This is a genomic window from Streptomyces sp. KL2, assembly GCF_046529545.1.
GTDB classification, from domain to species: Bacteria; Actinomycetota; Actinomycetes; order Streptomycetales; family Streptomycetaceae; genus Streptomyces; species Streptomyces radiopugnans.
In genome coordinates this window covers 1032688-1053423 of record NZ_CP127170.1, presented here as the reverse complement: position 1 = coordinate 1053423, position 20736 = coordinate 1032688, and the positions used below count along the sequence as shown (strand labels likewise).

The window sequence follows — 20736 nt, the reverse complement described above, 5'->3', positions numbered from 1 at the left end:
GCCTACCGGCGGGCTGCCTCTCTTCGCCCTTCGCCCGCCTACCGGCGGACTCTTCTCTTCGCCCGCCTACCGGCGGGCTGCTTCTCTTCGCCCGCCTACCGGCGGGCTGCCTCTCTTCGCCCGCCTACCGGCGGTCGACGTACTCGAAGACCGAGCCGTCGGGGTGGCGGGCCACCAGGTTCCGGCCGATCGGGGTGGACTGCGGGCCGGCGATGATCTCGGCCCCGACGGCCCGGAGGTCTGCCGCCGCCTCCTCCACGTCCCGCACCGCCAGCGTGGCGGTGACCTTGCTGAGGACCTCCATCGGCCCGGGCGGGCCGCTCATCAGCAGGAAGGGGCCGACCGCGGCCGCCGAGACGGGGCCCTGCGCGAACCGCATGGCCTCGGCACCGGTGAGCCGCTCGTACACGCCCGCCGCCGCGTCCAGGTCGTCGACACACACGCGCAGCGCAGTACCCAGAATCTCCATGCGGGGGAGCCTAGTTGGGAGCGCGTACGGAGTCAGGCGCGCCCCGCCGGGCATCCCGTCCCGGCTCAGGGCCGCGCCGGATCCGTGTCAGGACCGCCTCAGGCCCGGCACAGGATCTCCCCGTGCGAGACCGAGAACCATCCGCCGGGGCGCCCGCCCCACTCGTGCCGGGCGGCGGCGATCCGCTCCAGCCCCGCCCGGTCCGTGTGCCCGCCCTCGACGGCTCCCAGACCGCGGGCGGAGGCGGTGGACCGGGCCTCGGCCAGTACGTCCTCGGCCCGGTCCACGCCCACCACCTCCCCGGGCGCGACCAGGGCGGCCAGATCCGCGGTGACGGCGCCCGGGCCGCGGCCCACGTCCAGCACCGACGGGCCCGAGGCGAGGGCGGGCAGGAGGTGGGCGGCGGTATTGGCGGCGGTGCGCCGCCGGTGGGAGCGCAGAACGGACTCGTGGTGGCCGTGGGTGTACACGGCGTCCGGTCCCGGCATGCGCGCACCGTGCCGCGTTGTCTTGCCACGTGAGCAGAACTGTTCCGGAATATGGAACCAAGCGGTGCGGGCGGCCCGCCGTCCCGGTGCTCTACGACGGGGCCGAGCCGCCGGTCGAGCCCTCCGCCGGAGGCCCGCCGTAGGGCCAGCGCAGCAGCGCGCCGAGCCCGCCCACCGGCAGCCCCTCGGGGGTGCCGGGCTCCTCCGCGAGCGGCCCCACGGAGATCACCTCGGCGCCGGTCGCCACCGCCGACCGCAGCAGCGCGTCGTCCGCGCGGGCGCTGACGGGACGGGTCTCGCCCAGGTACTGCATGTCGGTGCGGCGCACCGCCACCTGGTCGGGCTCGTCGCCCACCCACACCTCGCGGTGCAGATCGGGCCCGTCGGGGCGGACCAGCAGGGTGGAGATGCGGTGCTCGCGGGCGGCGTCCACCAGCGCGGGCACCCCCTCGGCGGCGCCCACCCTTCCGTCGTCGGTCGGCACCCGCCCGGCCTGGAACCGCTCCATGGCCTCGGCGATGTGGCGGTGCGCGTGGGAGGCGCGGGCCGCCTCCACCTCCTTCTCCAGCTTCTCCTCGCCGGCCGCCGCGTTGCGGCCCGGTGCGCGCACCCCGTGCTCGGCGATGACGGCCGTGCCCCGGAACTCCGGGGCCAGCCGGTCGTGCACGGCGTGGCACTCGCGGGTGTCGCCGGCCAGGACCAGCACCTCCGCGCCCGTCTCGGCCTGGCGTGTCCTCAGGCTCTCGGCGATGAGGGCGGCGTTGTGCTCCCAGGTGTTCTCCACCGAGTTCTGGAACCGCCGCTCGGACCAGTCGGCGTTCGGGGTGCGGTGCATCGGCCAGTCCTCCCCCTGGATCTGGCCGGCCTCGCGCCTGCCGAACGAACCCCGCAGCTCCAGGTCCGCACCGGTGCGGTCGATGCGGGCCAGCAGGCAGGTGGGGGCTGTGTCCATCAGCTCCAGCAGTGGCGTGGTGTGCGGCAGCGGCCCCCAGGTGGCGTGCGGGCCGCCGCCGGGCACCCGGGCCAGCGCCGGGTCGAGCACCACCTCGCCCGCGGTGGCGAACAGCGCCCGCCCCGGCGAGGCCGAACTGCGCGGCAGCGCCAGGAGGGCGTCGTACACCGCCTTGCGGGTGCGCTCGTCCGCTCCCTGGCTCTTGAGCAGATCGTGGACCTCGCGGGCGGCGAGTTCGTGGCGGGCGGCCGCGTCCTCGGTCCTCCACGAGGTGTCGAAGTAGACCGAGGCCCAGGGGCCGGGACGGTCGAAGATCGGGCTCAGGAATCCGAGTTCCATCAGTCTCCTAACGAGGGGACCACCGGTTCCGGCCGGTGGGGGAATCGCTTCCCTGGCTTGTGGTGACTTCCTTTTCTCCCGCAAGGGACCGGTTCGGACCGGACCGCAGCCTTCGGGGCGGAGGCTCCCCCTCCGGGCGGGGGAGCGGAGTCACTGGCTCCCTCCTTGGAATCGCCGGTTTTCGGGTACCCGAACCGGTGCAAAAGACACAGGACGATGACGGAGAGCGCCGACCAAGGAGGCGATCGGACCATGGGCATGGGAGTCGACCCGGAGAAGCTGTCCGAGACCGAGCTGATCGAGGAGCTGGAGTCCCTGCACCGGACCCGCCACGACACCCTGCTGCACGGCTCGTCGGACGCGCTCGCCGCGCACACCCGGCGCACCGCCGAGCTGGAGGGCGAGTACCTGCGGCGCCACCCCGACCGGGCCGTCTCGGCGGGCCGGACGAGGGAGGGCGCCCGGGCGCGCACCGAGTGAGGAACGCTCCGGCGGAGCGGGCCGGTTGCGGCGGCGGTGCGGCGGCGGTGCGGTGGCGGCATGGTGGCGACCCCGTGACGGCCGGGTGAGCGGGTGTTTGCCCACCGGGGGCGGGGGCACCCGGACCGCGGCCGAGCGAGCGGCCCTGTGGGGGAGTGAGAAGGCTCCGGGCACGGAGGTCAGGGACCGTGCCCGGAGCCGCTCCCGAACCCGGGTACCGCCCTTTTCCGGGCGGTACCCGTGGCCGCCGGCAAGGCCGTCAGGGCCCGCCGCCCCCGGGCACGCGGAACGCATGGGCGGCGAAGCGCACGAGCACGGCGGGCGAGACGAGCGCGACGAGCGCGGTACGCGCGGCGGCAGCGGGCGCGAGGAGCGCGTCTCGGCCGCGGACCTGATCCCCGGCGGGGTCCCGGGCCGGCCCGCGACCCCGCCCAGGGTCCCGCCCGCCGGGGCCCGTCGGCGGCACCAGGCCCCGCAGCCGCCCGGAAGCGGACGAGGAGGCGCACGGGACGGACGGCGGGGGAGCGGCCGGCGAAGGGCGGTAGCGCCGCCGCGCGACCACACCAGCGGCGCACCCGAAAACCGGGTGCGCCCCGTTCGCGCGTCGGGGAGGGTGGGCCCATGAGCGATCCGCGCCCCCGCCCCGGAACCCCCCTGCCGCCAGGCGGCACGGTGACCGTCGTCCTGCTCAAGTCCCGGGGCCGGCAGGTCCGTTACCCGGCGACGGTGGAGCGCGACGACGGCGTCCACGCCGTCGTGCGGGCGCCCTGGGCCGGCCCGCCGGTGCGGGACTTCGGCTTCGTGCGCTTCGAGAGCGGCGACGTGTTCACCGAGCACTACTGGCGCGACCGCTGGTTCTCGGTGAAGGAGGTGCGCGGCCCGGACGGCGCCCTCAAGGGCTGGTACTGCGACGTCACCCGCCCCGCCGCCGTCGCGGGGAGCACGCTGACCACATGGGACCTGGAACTGGACCTGTGGGTGTCGTCCGACCGGTCCGCCGTGCTGCGCCTGGACGAGGACGAGTTCGCCGAGAGCGGGCTGCCCGAGAGCGATCCGGAGACGGCCGGCAGGGCCCGCCGTGCGCTGGACGAGCTCGAACGGCTCGTCCACGAGGGTGGTTTCGACGCCCTGCTGAGCTGATCCCGGTCTTCGCGGGGGTCCGGTGCGGCCCCTGGCCGGGGCCCGGGGCGGGCGAAGGGGGCGCGGAGAGCCGCACCCTCTCCGCGCCCCCGTCCATGGGGCCCGCCCGCCGCCGGTTCCCGCGCCCTCCCGGGCCGCCGGCCCGGCGGTCGCCCGGTCAGTCCTTCAGCCGCGGCAGGACGTCGGTCCGGTAGAAGTCGAAGAAGCCCCGCAGATCGGGGCCGATCTGGTTGACGTGCACCACGTCGAACCCGGAGTCGGCGAACTCCCGCAGGGCGCGTACGTGCTCGTCGGGGTCGTCCCCGCACGGCAGCCCGGAGCCGGCCACCGCATCCTCGGTCACCAGTCGCGAGGCCTGCTCGAAGTGGGCGGGGGTGGGCAGGATCTGCCCCAGCTCGCCGGGCAGGAACATGTTGGGCCAGCGGTGGTGGACGGTGCGCACGGCCTCGTCGCGGTCGGTGCCGTAGCAGACCTTCGTCCCCGCGAAGGCCGGGCCCTGCCCGGAGCCGCGGCCCCCGCCGCTGCGGCGGAAGCGCTCCAGGCCCTCCACGTCGGGCATGGTGGTGATGAACCCGTCGCCCACCCGCCCGGCCAGTTCGATGGCGGCCGGGCCGAAGCCGGAGACGTCGATCGGCACCGGCTCGTCGGGCACGTCGTACAGCCGGGCGTTCTCCACGGTGTAGTGCCTGCCGTGGTGGCTGACCTCCTCGCCGGTCAGCAGGCGCCGGATGACGCCGATGGCCTCCTCCAGCATCTCCATCCGCACCGACGCCTGGGGCCAGCGGTCGCCCAGGATGTGCTCGTTGAGCGCCTCGCCGGTGCCCACGCCCAGCCGGAAGCGGCCGTCCAGCATCACCGCGCTGGTGGCGGCGGCCTGGGCGACCACCGCCGGGTGGAGGCGCACGGTCGGGCAGGTGACCGCCGTCTGGACGGGCAGCGAGGTGGCCCGGGAGATCGCGCCGATGACGGACCACACGAACGGACTGTGTCCCTGGACGCCGTTCCAGGGGTGGTAGTGGTCGGAGATCCACAGCGAGGTGAAACCCGCCTGCTCGGCCATTCGGGCCTGTTCCACCAGCTCGTTCGGTCCGTGGTCCTCGCAGGCCAGGAAGTAGCCGTACTCGGTCATCGAAGAGGTCCTCCACAGGTGCGCCGGTGCGGGCACCGGGTAACCGGGTGCCGGTGTGAAAAACATCGTTTGAAGGGGTGGGCCCCGGGCATCCGAACCCTCGTGCTTCGGACCGCAGGCACATCCGCGGGAGCGGTGACATTCCCCCCCCCGGGTGCTTCAGCCCCGGTCCCCCCTGTGCCCGGTCCCGCGGTAATCCCCACAGAGCCACAGTCCACAGTTCGGGAGAGACCGCACATGACCCCCGTACGAGCACGAGCAAAGCACGCGCGGCACCCGCACGACGACGCCCCTGACACCACCGCCGAGTTCCAGCGCATCGCCGAGCTTCCGGACGGCCCGGAGCGAGAGGAGCTGCGGCAGCGGGTCGTGCGGGCCTGGATGCCGATGGCCGAGCGCCTCGCCCGGCACTTCCGCAACCGCGGCGAGTCCCTGGAGGACCTGGAGCAGGTGGCCGCCCTGGGCCTGGTGAAGGCGGTCACCCGCTACGATCCGGCGCGCGGCAGCGCGTTCGAGAGCTTCGCGGTGCCGACCATCGTCGGCGAGATCAAGCGGCACTTCCGCGACCACATGTGGGGCCTGCACGTGCCTCGCCGGGTGCAGGAGCTGCGCAACCGCGTACGCGCCTCCAGCCGCCAGCTCAGCCACTCCCTCGACGGCCGCACCCCCGGCATCAGGGAGATAGCGGAACACAGCGGCCTGACGGAGGAGGAGGTGCGCATCGGCTCCGAGGCCCTGGAGAGCTACAGCACCCTCTCCCTGGACGCGGAGCTGCCCGGCGCCGACGACGGCTACGCGCTGGTGGACACCCTCGGCAGCGCCGAGCCCGGCTTCGACCTCGTCGTCTACCGCGAGTCGCTCAAGCCCCGGCTGCGCAACCTGCCCGAGCGCGAGCGCAAGATCCTCTACCTGCGCTTCTTCTGCGACATGACCCAGAGCCGGATCGCCGAGCAGCTCGGCATCTCCCAGATGCACGTCTCCCGGCTGATCAGCCGCACCTGCAACCGCCTGCACGCCGAGGTCGAGGCGGATCTGGAGCGGGAGCAGGCCGCCCCGGAGAGGGAGCGCGAACGCGAGCGCGCCTACGCGGGCTCCCGGGCCGCCTGACGCGTCGCCGGCCGGACCGGTGGCGGACCCTCCGCACCTCCGGCGTCCGCCGTACCCGCCCAGGCCGCGCGGGTACGGCGGACGCATGCCCGGCACGCCGGACGCGCCCGGCGTTCCGCGGCCCGGCTCGCGGAGCGCCTCACAGACCGCGCAGCGCCAGGGCGATGTGCCGTGCGATCCGCTCCACGGCGCCGGCCTCCGCCAGCCCGAAGGCCCGGCGGCCACCGGTGCGCAGCAGCGTCAGCGCGCCGAGCACCGGGCCCTCCGTGCCGTCGGACAGCGGCACGCACAGCAGCGAGCCGACCTCGGCCCGTACCAGGACGGGGGTCCCGGCGGCGTCCCGGCCCAGGAGCCCGGGATCCTCCGGACGCACCCGCAGCGACGTGCCGCCGTGCCGCACCGCCTCCACCACCGGCGGCCAGGAGGACGGATCCTGCTCGGCGACCGTGTCGCGCAGCCGTCCGGCCGGGGCCAGGACGGCGGCCCGGCGCAGCGCGCCGCCGGGCACGGCGGCGTCGACGACCACCCAGTCGGCGAACCGGCCGTAGAGCACCTCCGCCACCCGCTGCGGCACCTCCTTGGGGGAGTCCGCCGCGAGCAGCGCCGTCGTCGTCCCGTCCAGCAGGTCCATCAGTTCGGCGCCGCGGGCGGCCTCGGACAGGTCGGGGCGGGGCGTCCGGCTCTCCGCGGCCGGCAGCGGCCCGGCGGGGCCCGCGCCTGCGTGGGCGCCGGGCCCGGCGGGCTGGAGGACGGCGAGGACGATCGTGCCCGGCTCGTGCGGGGGGTGCAGCGCCGTCAGGGTGGCCCGCAGCGTGCCGCCGCCCTGCCGGGACCGCTCCGGGGGGCCCGGCAGGCGGACGGTCAGGCCGCGGTCGCCCTCGCCGCGGGCGACGGCGGCCACCTGGGAGCGGAAGGCCGCCCGGGAGTCGTGGGCCAGGGAACCGGTCAGCGCCCGCCCGGTGGCGTACCCGGCACGCACTCCCAGCAACTGCCCGGCGGCGGGGTTGCACCGCCGCACCACCGCGTCCCGGTCCAGCAGGGCCACCGCCACCGGCAGCCGCTGGAACAGGGTGCGCAGCAGCCGGTGCTCGTGGTGCTCCTCCCGGCCGCCGCGGTCCCGTTCGGCGGCCAGCTCCTCGAAGCGCGGCCACAGCACCTCGGCCGCGTACCGGAGTTCCAGGAGGGCGGCCTCCAGGGCGGGCAGCCGGTCGGCCTCGGGCAGAGCACGCGCCGACCGCAGTTCCTCCACCCGTCGGCGGAAGTCCGCCAGCTCGGTCCCGAACTCCTCCGCCTGCGCCATGTACTCAACGTAACCCGCGGGCAGCCGGAGGTCTCGCCGGTCGCACGGAAAAAATATTACTCATCACTCTTTGTTGGGATGATGGTGGCGGGAGAGGGCGCGCGGGAGTGATCCCGGGCGGCCCGTGCCCGCCCGGGCGGCCGGTCGCGCCGGCCGTTTCCCGGTCGTCGTGCGGGGCAGCCGATCTCTCGGAACCGGACGTTCGACGACCGGCCGGAACCGGCCGGAGAACAGGGAAAGGACCGGACAGCGCCATGCCGGACCGATGCGATGCGATGCCGTTCGAGTCCGCTCCGACCCGGCCGGAGCCGGAGCTCGACGCCGCCTCGCCCGCCCGGAGCCTCGCCCGGCTGGCCGAACAGGTCGTCCACTCCACCCCAGGCTGCTGCGGCGCCACCGCCACCGCCCACACCGGCGGCGACCCGGCCGAGGGAACCACGGCCGTCACCCATCCGGACCTGTCCGCGCTCATCGCCGTCCAGTGGGAGGACGGGGACGGCCCCGTGCCGCAGGCCCTGCGCACCGGACGCCCCGCCGGCTCCGACGATCTGCTGCTGGACGACCGCTGGCCCGGCTACCGCGCCCGGGCGCTGGAGATGGGGCTGCGCTCCGGCGCCGCCCTGCCGTACCGCCGGGACGGCCTCACCCTCACCGTCACCGTCCACGGCTTCCGGCCGCGCCCGCTGGAGGAGACCGTCCGCTGTCCGGCGGCGCTCCTGGGCGACCTGGCCGCCACCGGACTGGCCCGCGACCGCCGCCACCGTGCGGCGCTGGTGGAGACCGAGCAGCTCAGGGGCGCGCTGCGCAGCAGACCCGTCGTCGACCAGGCGTGCGGAATCGTGATGTACGTGCTCGGCTGCGACGCGGAGGAGGCGTTCGCCCTGCTGCGCGGGATCTCGCAGCACACCAACCGCAAGCTCTCCGACCTGGCCGGTGCCCTGGTGCGCACCCGGGGCCACGGCCTGGAGCAGGAGCTGCGGCGGTTCCGGGAGCGGGCCCGGCGGCCCTGACCCGCCCGGCGGCGGGGCCGGAGCGCAGCGACGACCAGGAGCGGAACCAGGCAGGGGCGGCCGGCGGGCCGTCCCCGGACACGGCGGAGGCACGGATGCAGCAGACCCGACCCGACGGCCCCGCGGCCGTGCCCGCACCGGACCCGCGCGGCACCCGGGACACCGGGGACGGCCACGCCGCGTACGGCGCCGTGGCCGAGGCGGCCTGCGGGTACTGGGGGCGGCGCGGCCTGCCCACCGAGCCCGGACAGGTCGTGGCGGCCCCCACCGCGCCCCTGCTCCTGCTGGCGCTGCTCGCCGCGGCCGAGCCCGAGACCGAACCAGGCGGGAGGCAGGACGGCGGTGGAGTGGTGCTGCCCCGCCCGGGCCCGGCCTGGCACGCCGACCAGGCCCGGCTGCTGGGCCGGCCGCTGCACCCCGTGCCCGTACCCGCCGAGTGCGGCGGGGTGCCCGACCCCTTCGCGCTGCTGGAGACCGTGGGCCGGGCCCGCGCGGCCGGCGGCGACCCGCGGGTGCTGCTGCTGTCCGTGGCCGACGGGCTGACCGGGACGGCCGCACCGCCCGAGCTGCTGCACGAGGTGTGCGAGGCGGCAGTCCAGGAGGACCTGCTGATCATCAGCGACGAGAGCTGGCGCGACACCTCCCACGATCCCCACGACACGGTGATCGTCAGCCCCGCCGAGATCCTGCACCGTCCGGCCCGCCACACCGGCGCCGGCACCCACGCCCACACCGTCCACGCCGCCCACACCCTCCGCGCCCGCGCCCCCCACGGGGTGCGGGGCGCGTACGGCCGCTCGCCCGGCGCCACCGACGAGGGCGGGGACCACGACTGCGTCGTGGTCCTCGTCGACCTCGGCGCCGACCCGGAGTACGCCTTCCGGCCGGGCACCGCCACGGGCGTGGCCCGGCTGCCGGCCACCGGGCGCGGGCGGGAACTGGGCGAGCGCGCCCGCGCGGTCCTGGCCGCCCTGCGCGCACGCCCCCGCGGCCGCGACGTCACCGCCGCCGCCGAGGCGCTGGGCGAGGCGGAACCGCTGCGCGAGCACCGCGCCGTCGGCAACCGCGCCCACGCGGCACGCGCCGCCGCGCTCCATCAGGTCCTGACCGCCGCCGGCGCGGTCTGCCGGCCGCCGCACGCCGGACGCCACCTCTACCCCGACTTCGAGGCGCTGCGCCCCGCGCTGGCCGCCCGCGGCATCGAGGACGCCCTCCGGCTGGAGGCGGAACTGGTGCGGCGGCTGGGGCCGTGCGCCCTGGGCGGCCACCGCTTCGGCGACGATCCGCGCGCCCTGCGGGTGCGGCTGTCCACCGGCGTGTCGGCCACCGATGTGCCGGCCACCGACGTGCCGGCCACCGACGTGCCGGCCGCAGGCACGTCGGCCGCCGCCGGCCCCGCGGGGGCGCGGGCGTCGCTGGAGACGGCCCTGCGGGAGCTGACGGCCGGCGGTCCGGCGGCCTTCCACCCCGTGAAGTCCCCGGACGCAGATGGGAGCCCCGCATGACCGAACAGACGGAGAAGCCCGCCCAGGCCGTGCTCGACGCCCCCGCCGCCGGCTCCCCCCGGCGGCCTCCCGCCCTGCCCGCGCCCCGCCCCCTGGGCGAGCGGCGCACCTGGCCGGGCAACTTCGCCCACCGGCTCACCGAACCCCTGCCCGGCCTGCGCTCCCTGTCCCGCATAGCCAGGGAGGGCAGCACGCGCCCCGACCCCGAGACGCTGAGCGAGATCCCCCTGCTGCCCTGCGAACCGGCCCCCCTGCCGCCCGTCGACGCCGACACCGCCGCCGTCACCTGGGCCGGGCACGCCAGCTGGGTGGTGCGCATCGGCGGCCTCACCGTACTGACCGACCCCGTCTGGTCCCGCCGTATCCTGGGCACCCCGGCGCGGGTCACCCCGGTCGGGGTCCCCTGGGAGGACCTGCCGCGCGTCGACGCCGTGGTGATCTCCCACAACCACTACGACCACCTCGACGCCCCCACCCTCAGGCGCCTGCCGCGCGACACCCCGCTGTTCGTACCCGCCGGGCTCGGCGCCTGGTGCCGCAGGCGCCGCTTCACCTGCGTCACCGAGCTGGACTGGTGGGAGGCGGCCGAACTGCCCTCACCGGGCGGCGGCGCCGTCCGCTTCGACTTCGTGCCCGCCCACCACTGGTCCCGGCGCACCCTCACCGACACCTGCCGCTCGCTGTGGGGCGGCTGGGTGCTCACCGACCGCCACGGGCAGCGGATCCACTTCGCCGGCGACACCGGGTACGGCCACTGGTTCGGCGAGATCGGCCACCGCTACCCCGGTATCGACCTCGCCCTGCTGCCGATCGGCGCCTACGCGCCGCGCCGGATGCTCCGCCCGGTGCACACCGACCCGGAGGAGGCCGTACAGGCCTGCCTGGATCTCGGCGCCCGCCGTATGGCCCCCATGCACTGGGCCACCTTCCTGCTCTCGGCCGAGCCCCCGCTGGAGCCGCTGAGCCGGGTACGGGCCGCGTGGGCCGCGGCGGGCCGCCCGCGCGAGGACCTGTGGGACATGCCGGTCGGGGCCTCCAGAATCCTGGACTGACCGGACCGCCCCCCCGGCCCGCACCGGCCCCCGTGCCCGCGCCCTACCGCGGGACCTGCACCGGGCGCAGCCACCGCCACGCCGAGGGCGCCGCGCCGACCAGCAGCGTCAGGCCGACCGCCGCGGCCACGCCCTGCCACGGCTCGGGGAACAGCGAACCGCCCAGGACCCCGATCACCTGGTAGGTCGCCGTCCACACCAGGCAGGCCGGTGCGGCACCGCGCACGAACCGCCGCACCGGCACCCGCGACAGCAGGCAGGCCACCATCACCGGGATCCGGCCGGCGGGCACCAGCCGGGAGACGACCAGCACCGTCACGCCGTGCTCGTCCAGCTTCCGCCGCGCGGCCTCCAGCCGGTCCGGCTCGGCCCGCTCGCGCATCCGCTCCAGCCAGCGCGACCCGCTCCTGGAGCGGCCGCCGCGCTGCCCGAGCCAGTACAGCAGCAGATCGCCCAGGAACGCGGCCAGCGCCGCGACGGCGAACACCAGCAGCAGGGGAAGGGCCGGAGGACTGCGGTGGAACGCCACCGCCGACGCCGCGCTGACCAGCGCCCCCGTCGGCACCACCGGCACCAGCGCGCCGAACGCCACCAGCAGGAACAGCGACGGGTAGCCCACCGCGCCGGGCGCCACCTGCGCCGGTATCTCCCGCACCGCGCCGAGCAGCGCCTCCATCACCCCGCCGCCTCCAGCCGTACGCTCTCGCCGTGCCCCAGCAGGTGCACCGCCGCGGCGGGGGCCGAGCGCGCCGCCAGCCGCGCGAACTCGTCGCCGGGGGAGTGGAACTCGTGCGGCCGGACCGCGTCCAGACCGATCGGCCAGTACGTCCCGTAGTGCACCGGCACCGCCAGCGGCGCCCCCAGCCGGGCCAGCGCCTCGGCGGCCCGGCGCGCGTTCATGTGCCCGTCGCCCAGCTTCGGTCCCCAGCCGCCCACCGGCAGCAGCGCCGCGTCGACGGGGCCGACCTCCTCCGCCATGGAGTCGAACAGCCCGGTGTCCCCGGCGAAGTACGTTCTGGACTCCCCCTCGACCACATAGCCCAGGGCGGGCGCCAGGCGCGGCCCGTAGGGCAGCCGCCGCCCGTCGTGCTCCGCGGGCACCGCGCGGACGGCCACGTCCTTGGCCCGCACACGCTCGCCCACGTCCACCTCCTCGATCCGCAGCCGCCCCGCCAGCCGCCGCAGCCCCGCCACCGAGGCGAGCGCGCCGCGCGGCACCACCACACGGGTGCCGGGCGCCAGACGGGCCAGGGAGGGCAGGTGCAGATGGTCGGCGTGCAGATGGGAGACCACCACCAGATCCACCCGCGCCGCCGACTCCGGCGGCGGCTGTCCGCGCCGCCTGCGCAGATGGGCCAGCCGCCGGACGAACACCGGGTCGGTGAGCACCGTCACCCCGCAGTCGCGCACCGTCGCCGTGGCATGGCCCCACCAGGTGATCTCCGCAGGCACCGGCCCTCCTCCCGTCCGCTCGCCCCTTCCCCGTACCGATCCTCTCATCCCGCCCCCGTGCTTCCGGGAGCCTTCGCCAGGAGACCGGGCACGCCCCCGGCCGGGGGAGCCACTGTGGAAAAGTGGGACGTGCCGGGCAGGGTGCGGCGGTTGCCGGCGCGCGGACGCATGGACGTGCCCGGCGCGGAGAAGGCGGACGGCGGGGGCCGGTCCCGGGCCCCGGAGGAGGAAGGGCGGACGGCGTGCGGATGGCGGCCTGGCGCAGGGCGGGCGGCGCGGTGCTGCGCGTCCTGGTGGTGTGGGCGGTGAGCACCCTCACCATGCTGGTGCTGGCCGCCGTGCTCCCCGACTTCCGGCTCCAGTCCGCCGACGGCGACAGCGCCACCAGCGTCGGGATCACCGCCGCCCTCGGGGCCGGCGCCTTCGGCCTGCTCAGCGCCCTGGTGTGGCCCCTGCTGGTCAGAGCCCTGCTGCTGGTGCCCGCCCTGGTACTGGGCCTGCTGGTGTTCTTCCTCAACGGCTCGCTGCTGCTGCTGGCGCTCGCCCTCCTGCCCGACTACCGGGGCGAGGCCGGCCCGCAGACCGCCGTGGTCGTCGCCGCCGCGATGTCCGCCGCCTCCTCGGCGGCCAACACCTTCCTGGCCGTCCGCGACGACCGGGCCTACCGGCGGCGTCTGGCCCGGCTCGCCGACCGCCGCTGGCGCCGCTCGGGACGCTGGCTGACACCGGCCACCCCCGGCACCGTCTTCCTGCAGCTCGACGGGATCGGCTACGACGTACTGCGCGACGCGACCACCGCCCCGGCCGGCGGCGAGCCGCTGATGCCGGTCATCGCCGCCATGCTCCGCGACACCCACCGCCTCGTCCCCTGGCACACCGACTGGTCCAGCCAGACCGGCGCCAGCCAGCTCGGCATCCTGCACGGCTCCAACGAGGACGTGCCCGCCTTCCGCTGGTACGAGAAGGAGACCGGCGAGGTGGTGATCAGCAACCGGCCCTCCAGCGCCGCCCGGCTCCAGCGCCGCGCCGCCGAACACAGCGGCGAGCCCGGACTGCTCGCCCACGACGGCGCCAGCCGCGGCAACCTCTTCAGCGGCGGAGCCGCCCAGGCCGCCCTGGTGCTCTCCGTCTCCGCCCGGCGCGGTCGGCACAACCGGTCGCGCGCCGGGTACTTCGCGTACTTCTCCGACCCGGCCAACGCCACCCGCACGGCCGCCTCCTTCGTCGCCGAGGTGGTCCGCGAGATCGTCCAGTCCACCCGCGCCAGGCTGCGCGGGGACAGCCCGCGGGTGCCGCGCGGCGGGCTCTACCCGTTCATCCGGGCCTTCGCCACCGTCGTCCAGCGGGACGTGGTGGTCGCCTCCGTCCTCGGCGACATCCTCAACGGGCGCACCGCCGTCTACGCCGACCTCGTCGCCTACGACGAGGTGGCCCACCACTCCGGGCCGCGCAGCCGCGACACCCATCAGGTACTGCGGAGGCTGGACCGGTCCGTCGGCCTGATCGCCAAGGTCGCCGCCCAGGCACCCCGGCCCTACCGCCTGGTGCTCCTGTCCGACCACGGGCAGAGCCCCGGGGAGACCTTCGCCTCCCACTACGGGCTGACCCTGGAGGACCTGGTCCGCGCCGGATGCGGGCTGCCGGTCTCCCGGCGGGCCAGGCACTCGGCCAGCGGCGCCGAGGCCCGCGCCGCCGCACGCGCCGCCCTGCACCGGCCCGAGGACGGACACGGCGCCGAGCCCCACTGGCCCGCCCCCACCTCCGACCCGGTGGTGCTCGGCTCGGGCAACCTCGGACTGATCTCCTTCCCCGGCATCCCCGGGAGGGCCACCCGAGAGGAGATCGACCGCCGCCACCCCGCCCTGCTGCGCACCCTCGCCAACCACCCCGGCATCGGCTTCCTGCTGGTGGACACCGAGCGCCACGGGCCGGTGGTACTCGGCCCCGGCGACAGCGAACACCGCCTGGACACCGGCGAGATCGTCCGGGCCGACCCCCTGGAGCCCTACGGGCCGCGGGCCGCCGCGCTCGTACGGCGCACCGCGCGCTTCCCGCACGCCGCCGACATCATGGTCAACTCGGCCCTCGACCGGACCACCGGCGCCGTCCACGCCTTCGAGGAGCAGATCGGTTCCCACGGGGGCCTGGGAGGTGAGCAGTCCCGGGCGTTCCTGCTCTACCCGCGTCTGCTGTCCCCGCCGGACGCGGACGGCGAACCGGTCGGCGCCGAGCAGATCCACCGGGTGCTGCGCGGCTGGCTGCGCGAGGCGGAGGCCGCCCAGGCGGTGACCACGCCCTTCGTCCCGGCCCGCGCGCACCTGCGCTGACCTGTACGGACAGCAACCCCCCAGCACCGCCCGCTGTCCATCCGGGAGATCACCTCCTCCCACACCGAGATCACCACGGCATGGGACGAGCCGTCACCCGCGTGGAATGCATGGCAGGACCGCGGCCATGTCCCTCAACGCGGCGATGAGGACCGCGAGCCGGTGGTAGCGATTCGGGTCTCCTCGTCGGGCGGTCCCGACGCCTGCAGGGCCTGCAGCACCTCTCCCATGACCGGCCGGGAACCGGCGCCGCCTGACGCGTACCGTCCCCAGACCGCGGCGAGCCGGGGCTGCCGGCCGAGCGCCTCCCGCACGCGCAGGGCCACCAAAAAGTGTGCCAAGCGTCTTGTATTACCTCGGCGGTAATCGACCCTCGCGCGGACCGGCGACAGGGTGGGGGCACCGGGTCCCGGCCGGCGCACTCCGGCCGGAACCCGGCCTCCGGCCCATGCGTACGGCCGGAGCGTTCCGTACCGCGCCCGAGACGACGGAGGCCGATCCGCCATGTCCGCTACCTCGCCGGAGACCTTCGGCACCGCCCGCCCCGCCCGCTCCGCGCTGCCCCTGCTGCGCCGGCTCCTCGCCCTGGACGCGGCGGTCACCGCCGCCAACGCCGTCGCCTACCTGGCTCTGTCCGGTCTCCTCGGAAGGCTGCTGGGAGTCGGCGACGGCCTGCTGCTGGGCGCCGGCGCCTTCCTGCTGCTGTACGGCGCGGGGGTCGGCCTCCTGGCGAGCCGCCCCGTTCCGCCCGCGCCCTGGGTGCGGGTGGTGGTGGAGGGGAACCTGCTGTGGGCGCTGGCCGGCGCCGCCGTCCTCGCGCTCGGCGTGCTGGAGCCGTCCGCCGCGGGATGGGTGTGGATCCCGCTGCAGGCCGCGGTGGTCGCCGCCCTGGCCGTGGCCCAGCACCTGGCGCTCCGCGCGGTGCTCCGCGGCCCCGGCCGGTCATGACCGGCGCCGACCGGGATCCGTCGGGCCCCCGCGGGCCCCGGACCGGACGGTTAGCCGAGCAGCTCCGGCAGCAGGGCCGCCGTCTCCGGGTCGGCCGGGACGAAGGTCTCCATCGCCAGCTCGGAGACGGTCACGTCCATGGGCGTGTTGAAGGTGGTGATGGTGGAGAAGAACGACAGGACGTGCCCCCGGTGCCCGATCACCAGCGGCAGGGCGAAGGGGCCCGGGGCGCAGGCGCCCTCGGAGCCGCGCCGTTCGGTGCGCCCGGTGTCCGCCCCGGGCAGCGGGTAGGCGGCGACCTCCTCGTACAGTTCGCGCAACGGCGCCGACCGCAGCGGTGCGAGCTGCCGCCTCATCTGCTCCAGCAGATGCCCGCGCCACTGGGGGAGGTTGCGGATGCGCGGGGCCAGGCCTTCGGGGTGGAGGGTCAGGCGCATGGCGTTCAGCGGGGGGCGCAGGAGGTGTCCGGCCACGCCCTCCAGCAGGGCGGCGACACCGCGGTTGGCGGCCACCACCTCGTACCGGCCGTCGACCACCAGGGCGGGGAATGGCTCGTACGCCGTCAGCATCCGCTCCAGGCCTTCGCGCAGGGCGGCCAGTGAGGGGTCGTCCACGGGGGTCTCGGGGTAGTGCGGGGCGTGTCCGGCGGCCAGCAGCAGCGCGTTGCGCTCGCGCACGGGGACGCCGAGGTGCTCGGCCAGCCGGAGCACCATCTCAGGGCTGGGCCGGGTGCGTCCGGTCTCGACGAAGCTGATGTGCCTGGTGGAGGAGTCGGCGCGCAGGGCCAGTTCGAGCTGGCTGAGCCCGGCGCGCTCCCGCCAGTGCCGCAGCAGGGGCCCCACCCCGTTCGCCGATCTGTTCGCCCCCGTGCTCGTGTCGGCCGCAGTGGATCCCATGCCGCGACCCTAGGCTGGGAGGGTCGTCCACGGGAAGTGAGATATTCGTGCCATGGCGCCCCGACCGCTGACCTCGCAGGAGATCGACGCCGCGCTGGCGGATCTGCCCGGCTGGGAGTTCGAGGAGGACCGGCTGAGGAGGACGTACTCCTTCGCCGGGCACTTCCCGGCCGCGGCGATGGTGCTCCATGTCGCGCAGATCCAGGAGGAGATGAACCACCACGCGGATCTGCTGCTGGGCTATGACGCGGTGGGGGTGTCGGTGAACACCCACAGCGTGGGCGGGAGGGTGACGGAGCTGGACGTGCGCCTGGCGCGGCGGATCGAGGAGATCGCCCCGTCGCACGGCGCGCGCCCGTAGCCCGCGGCCCGTACGTGTACGGCGGGAGCCGCCGCCCGGTCGGCCGGGCGGCGGCTCCGCTTGTTCGTCCGCGGCGGAGGGTTACCGCTTGAGGGTGAGGCCGTAGGCCGACAGGATCTCGTTGACCGGCTGGTGGTAGGTGGTGCCGCCGGTGCGGCAGTTGCCGGAGCCGCCGGAGGTGACGCCCTGGGCCTGGTTGCCGGAGATGTAGGAGCCGCCGGAGTCGCCGGGTTCGGCGCACACGGAGGTCCGGGTCACGCCGGTGATGGTGCCCTCGGGGTAGGTGACGCTGGTGTTGTGCTGCTGGATGGTGCCGCAGTGCCAGCCGGTGGTGGAGCCGGAGCGGCAGATGGAGGCGCCGACGGTGGCCTGGGTGGAGCCGGCGACGGTCACGTTGGCGCCGCCGGAGCCCTTGACGTACGGGGTGGCGGTCCAGTTGGAGTTGGTCGCGACCCAGGCGTAGTCGTTGCCGGGGAAGGACGAGCCCTGGAAGGTGCCCTGGGCGGCCCGGTTGTAGCCGGTGGTGGAGCTGCCGGTACGGCCGCAGTGGCCGGCGGTGACGAAGCCCTGCTGGCTGCCCTTGGTGACGGCGAAGCCGACCGAGCAGCGGCCGGAGCCGTTGATGTAGTAGGCGTCGCCGCCGCGCAGGTCGTACAGCGGGCGGGGCTTCTCGGCGGACTTCACCACGCGCACCAGGTCGCTGTCGGCTCCGGCGGCCTCGGCGAAGGCGCGGGCCTTGGCGGTGTCGGAGGCGTGGACGACGACGGAGTTGGTCCTGACGTCGACGTACCACACCGGCGCGGCGGTGGTGGAGTTCTTCTCGGCGGCGCGGTCCAGTCTGGCCTTGGCGGCCTCGAGCTCGCCCATGGTGTGCTCGACGACCTTCGCCCGGGCGCCGGCCTCGGTGATGGCGGGGGCCTGGGCGGGGTCGGTGGTGGCCACGACGAGGGTGGAGGTGTCGCCGGTGGTCCAGGCGCCGGCGAAGTCGCCGGCGAGGTCCTTGGCGAGGACGGGGGCGATCTTTCCGGCGCGGTACTCGCTCGCGACGCGCTCGCGGGCCTGCTCGGCGGTTATGCCGAAGTCGCGCTGCATGGCCTTCAGCGCGCCGGCGGGCATCTCCTCGGCGGCGCGGAGGGCTTCGGCGGTGAGGGCGGTCCCGGCGGCGGTCTTGGCGGGGGTGTCGGTGGGGGGCGGTGTGACCGCGCCGGCGATGGAGGGCAGGGCGGTCAGGGCGAGTGCGGTGGCGGCGAGTGCCGCACCGGTCGCGATACCACGGCTGTGGCGCATTCGTTCTCCTCTGTTGTGGGGAAAAGAGGGTGGGGGTGAACGGCACGCCGTTTTTCATGAAGGTGGCGTGCGCCTGTCAAGCTAGACGTTTCGCGGTGTGCCGGTGTCGCATACCGGACACCACGGGAAAGTGGTCACAAGAACTTCACGCGTGATCACAAGTGCTGCACCGGGCCGCGGTGGCGGACGCGTGGCGGTGAACTCCTGGCGGTGAACTCCTGGCGGTGAACTCCTGGTGGTGAACTCGCGTCGGAGGACTCACGGCGGCCCGGGGACGGCCGGCCCGCGGGGGCTGGGAGCTGCCCGCCCGACCATGTGACTGCCGGATGACTCGCGGAGGGTGTTCTTCCTCCCGTGTCGGCGACGTTGTGACCGCCGCGTTCCGGTCAAGTGTCCAGCCTGGCTGGTTCACTCCGTTCGGAACGGCCTCATTGACGGCCAGTCGGTGAGGGGGCGCGGTTCTTGGAGGCGGCCCTTGCCGGAGCGGTCGCCCGCGATGTGGACGAGCAGGTACTGGTCGCCGGAGAAGACCCAGAAGCGATGGTCGTCGCCGGGAACCGGCAGGACCGCGTCGATCCTGTCCGTGAAGCGGTCCAGCCCGCCGAACGTCTTGCGCCACTGCGCGATCGGGGCGGGCCCGCTGATCCGCCGCGCCGACGCCGGGTCCGCACCTGTCTCGACGACCATGTACTCGCTGCCGGAGAACACCCAGAACCTGCCCCGCACACCCGGAACCGGCATCACCGCATCCACACGATGCGAGAAGCCCGGGGCCCCTCCGATGCTGTCGCTCCAGTCGGTGAGGGGGCGTGGTTCTTGGAGGCGGCCCTTGCCGGAGCGGTCGCCCGCGATGTGGACGAGCAGGTACTGGTCGCCGGAGAAGACCCAGAAGCGATGGTCGTCGCCGGGAACCGGCAGGACCGCGTCGATCCTGTCCGTGAAGCGGTCCAGCCCGCCGAACGTCTTGCGCCACTGCGCGATCGGGGCGGGCCCGCTGATCCGCCGCGCCGACGCCGGGTCCGCACCTGTCTCGACGACCATGTACTCGCTGCCGGAGAACACCCAGAACCTGCCCCGCACACCCGGAACCGGCATCACCGCATCCACACGCAGGCCTGCATGGGCACCGGCGGACGTCTGCCCGGGCCGGTTGGACGATCCAGAGCCGGGGTCGTCTCCGGCGACGTATGCGGTCACGCCCGCTCCGCCGAGGAGCACCAGCGCGGCGATCATCCCCGTGATCGCCGTGCGGCGCCGGTTCGCCCCTGCGGCCGGCGTGCGGCGCCTGTTCGCGCGTGCGGGCGGCACCGGCTGCCGCAGTGTTGCCTGCGCTGTTCGGGGAGCGCCGTCAACGATCGACTGCAGCGCGTCCGCGAGGTGCGCGCCGGACGGGCGCTTGGCCGGGTCCTTGTCCAGCAACTGCTCGATGACGTCGCCCAGCGGGCCCTGGACGTGGACGGAGGGCGGTTCGAAGGCGACGGCGAACGAGGTGGCCGTGAGGTCCGCGCGGGCGAAGGGAGTCTGGCCGGAGGCGAGGAAACACAGGGTGACGCCGAGGGAGAACAAATCGCTGGCCGGTCCGGCGGGTTGATCGCGCAGGCGTTCCGGGGCCATGTACTCGGCCGATCCGACCACGCCCCCCGTGCCGGTGAGACCTGTGTGACCGGACAGGGCGGCGATACCGAAGTCAGTGAGCACGCTGCTGCCGTCCGCGCGCAGGAGCACGTTGGCCGGTTTCACGTCACGGTGCAGCGCACCGGCCGCGTGGACCGCGTTCAACGCGGACAGGACCTCCAGGCCGACGCGGGCCGTCTCCACCGGTGACAGGGGCCCGCTCGATCGCACTCTCTCGCTCAGCGAGCCACCTGGCACCAGTTCCATGACGATCCACAGACCGCCGTCGAACTCCACCAGATCGTAGATGTCGATCACATGCGCGTGCGTCACCCGGGCGATCGCCCGGGCCTCCGACAGCACACGCCGCATCGCCGTCTGCTGCTCGTACCCACCGCCGACGGCGTGGACCTCCTTGACGGCCACCGTCCGCTGCAATAGATGGTCCCAGGCACGCCACACCGTGCCCATCCCGCCGCTGCCCAGTCGGTCGGCGAGTACGTACCTGTCGGCGACGACTCGCCCGCCCACACTTTCGATCACGACGAGACAATGTACATGTCGACTTCCGGGGCGATTCGGGTGATCACGTGCGGAGCCAGGTGACGAGGGCTGCTGCGACGATGGTGCCCGGGTAGACGTAGTGGCGCTTGTCGTAGCGAGTGGCCACCGCCCGGTGTTGTTCCAGTCGGTTGATGGCTCGCTCGACAGTGTCGCGTTTTTTGTACCGCTCCTCGCCGAAGCCGGGCGGCCGTCCGCCGCGCGACCCTCCGCGCAGTCGGGCGGTCTGGCTGTCGGCCTTCTCCGGAGTCGTGTGCCGGATGGCCCGGTGCCGCGGGTACTCGCGGCACCGGGCCGTTGCTGTAAGCCTTGTCCGCCG

At 75.0% G+C, this 20736-nt stretch carries 18 protein-coding genes and 2 pseudogenes; 9 read left to right on the top strand and 11 right to left on the bottom strand.

Annotation, left to right across the window (positions count from 1 at the left end; all coding sequences use genetic code 11):
• Positions 1-124: 124 nt before the first annotated feature.
• From QPK52_RS04820 to QPK52_RS04810, 3 genes and pseudogenes are all read right to left on the bottom strand, one after another.
• Entirely contained in the window at positions 125-469 is a 345-nt protein-coding gene (locus QPK52_RS04820) for a VOC family protein (protein WP_093660001.1), read from the bottom strand.
• 218 nt (positions 470-687) lie between these two features.
• Positions 688-957 (bottom strand): annotated as a pseudogene (locus tag QPK52_RS04815) (methyltransferase domain-containing protein); the annotation flags it as partial.
• 91 nt (positions 958-1048) lie between these two features.
• On the bottom strand, positions 1049-2248 hold the full coding sequence (locus QPK52_RS04810; protein WP_410535780.1) for a Vms1/Ankzf1 family peptidyl-tRNA hydrolase: 1200 nt from the start codon (positions 2246-2248) through the stop codon (positions 1049-1051).
• Between the two features lie 216 nt (positions 2249-2464).
• Here QPK52_RS04810 and QPK52_RS04805 point away from each other — a divergent pair, with 216 nt between their 5' ends.
• On the top strand, positions 2465-2728 hold the full coding sequence (locus QPK52_RS04805) for a DUF6158 family protein (RefSeq protein WP_410535779.1): 264 nt from the start codon (positions 2465-2467) through the stop codon (positions 2726-2728).
• A gap of 621 nt (positions 2729-3349) precedes the next feature.
• Positions 3350-3868: a DUF402 domain-containing protein gene (locus QPK52_RS04800; RefSeq protein WP_410535778.1), complete on the top strand. Its 519-nt coding sequence runs from the start codon at positions 3350-3352 to the stop codon at positions 3866-3868.
• Positions 3869-4025: 157 nt separating this feature from the next.
• Here the strand turns inward: QPK52_RS04800 and QPK52_RS04795 are convergent, their stop codons facing one another.
• Positions 4026-4997 (bottom strand): TIGR03557 family F420-dependent LLM class oxidoreductase, encoded by a 972-nt coding sequence (locus QPK52_RS04795; protein WP_410535776.1) that lies wholly within the window; start codon positions 4995-4997, stop codon positions 4026-4028.
• A gap of 237 nt (positions 4998-5234) precedes the next feature.
• On the opposite strand from QPK52_RS04795, the gene QPK52_RS04790 reads away from it, so the two are divergent.
• On the top strand, positions 5235-6104 hold the full coding sequence (locus QPK52_RS04790) for a SigB/SigF/SigG family RNA polymerase sigma factor (protein ID WP_410535775.1): 870 nt from the start codon (positions 5235-5237) through the stop codon (positions 6102-6104).
• Between the two features lie 139 nt (positions 6105-6243).
• Here QPK52_RS04790 and QPK52_RS04785 read toward each other — a convergent pair whose 3' ends face one another.
• Positions 6244-7404: a PAS domain-containing protein gene (locus QPK52_RS04785; protein ID WP_410535773.1), complete on the bottom strand. Its 1161-nt coding sequence runs from the start codon at positions 7402-7404 to the stop codon at positions 6244-6246.
• Positions 7405-7658: 254 nt separating this feature from the next.
• On the opposite strand from QPK52_RS04785, the gene QPK52_RS04780 reads away from it, so the two are divergent.
• The 3 genes from QPK52_RS04780 (at position 7659) to QPK52_RS04770 (ending at position 10971) form a co-directional block, all read left to right on the top strand.
• On the top strand, positions 7659-8414 hold the full coding sequence (locus QPK52_RS04780) for an ANTAR domain-containing protein (RefSeq protein ID WP_410535771.1): 756 nt from the start codon (positions 7659-7661) through the stop codon (positions 8412-8414).
• A gap of 95 nt (positions 8415-8509) precedes the next feature.
• Positions 8510-9919 carry a hypothetical protein gene (locus QPK52_RS04775; protein WP_410535770.1) on the top strand — a complete coding sequence of 470 codons (1410 nt, stop codon included), beginning with the start codon at positions 8510-8512 and terminating at the stop codon, positions 9917-9919.
• A complete protein-coding gene (locus QPK52_RS04770) occupies positions 9916-10971 on the top strand; it encodes an MBL fold metallo-hydrolase (protein WP_410535768.1) in 1056 nt (351 codons plus the stop codon). The genes QPK52_RS04775 and QPK52_RS04770 overlap by 4 nt, the downstream gene beginning before the upstream one ends.
• Before the next feature lie 43 nt (positions 10972-11014).
• Here the strand turns inward: QPK52_RS04770 and QPK52_RS04765 are convergent, their stop codons facing one another.
• Together QPK52_RS04765 and QPK52_RS04760 are read right to left on the bottom strand one after the other, a co-directional pair.
• Positions 11015-11647 (bottom strand): DedA family protein, encoded by a 633-nt coding sequence (locus QPK52_RS04765; protein ID WP_410535767.1) that lies wholly within the window; start codon positions 11645-11647, stop codon positions 11015-11017.
• Complete coding sequence (locus QPK52_RS04760; RefSeq protein WP_410535765.1) at positions 11647-12423, bottom strand: MBL fold metallo-hydrolase; 777 nt, start codon at positions 12421-12423, stop codon at positions 11647-11649. The genes QPK52_RS04765 and QPK52_RS04760 overlap by 1 nt, the downstream gene beginning before the upstream one ends.
• A 248-nt stretch (positions 12424-12671) precedes the next feature.
• Between QPK52_RS04760 and QPK52_RS04755 the strand changes: the two genes are divergently transcribed.
• Positions 12672-14750, top strand: coding sequence for a phage holin family protein (locus QPK52_RS04755; protein ID WP_410540204.1), 2079 nt, complete (start codon positions 12672-12674; stop codon positions 14748-14750).
• A 135-nt stretch (positions 14751-14885) separates the two neighbouring features.
• Here the strand turns inward: QPK52_RS04755 and QPK52_RS04750 are convergent.
• Positions 14886-15076, bottom strand: a pseudogene (locus tag QPK52_RS04750) (TetR/AcrR family transcriptional regulator); the annotation flags it as partial.
• A gap of 178 nt (positions 15077-15254) precedes the next feature.
• On the opposite strand from QPK52_RS04750, the gene QPK52_RS04745 reads away from it, so the two are divergent.
• A complete protein-coding gene (locus QPK52_RS04745; RefSeq protein ID WP_410535764.1) occupies positions 15255-15698 on the top strand; it encodes a hypothetical protein in 444 nt (147 codons plus the stop codon).
• A 50-nt stretch (positions 15699-15748) separates the two neighbouring features.
• Here the strand turns inward: QPK52_RS04745 and QPK52_RS04740 are convergent, their stop codons facing one another.
• A complete protein-coding gene (locus tag QPK52_RS04740; RefSeq protein ID WP_410535762.1) occupies positions 15749-16594 on the bottom strand; it encodes a helix-turn-helix domain-containing protein in 846 nt (281 codons plus the stop codon).
• 52 nt (positions 16595-16646) lie between these two features.
• On the opposite strand from QPK52_RS04740, the gene QPK52_RS04735 reads away from it, so the two are divergent.
• Positions 16647-16955 (top strand): 4a-hydroxytetrahydrobiopterin dehydratase, encoded by a 309-nt coding sequence (locus QPK52_RS04735; RefSeq protein ID WP_410535761.1) that lies wholly within the window; start codon positions 16647-16649, stop codon positions 16953-16955.
• 81 nt (positions 16956-17036) lie between these two features.
• Here the strand turns inward: QPK52_RS04735 and QPK52_RS04730 are convergent, their stop codons facing one another.
• Together QPK52_RS04730 and QPK52_RS04725 are read right to left on the bottom strand one after the other, a co-directional pair.
• Entirely contained in the window at positions 17037-18242 is a 1206-nt protein-coding gene (locus QPK52_RS04730) for a S1 family peptidase (RefSeq protein ID WP_410535760.1), read from the bottom strand.
• Positions 18243-18650: 408 nt separating this feature from the next.
• Positions 18651-20399, bottom strand: coding sequence for a protein kinase domain-containing protein (locus QPK52_RS04725; protein ID WP_410535758.1), 1749 nt, complete (start codon positions 20397-20399; stop codon positions 18651-18653).
• Positions 20400-20736 lie beyond the last annotated feature (337 nt).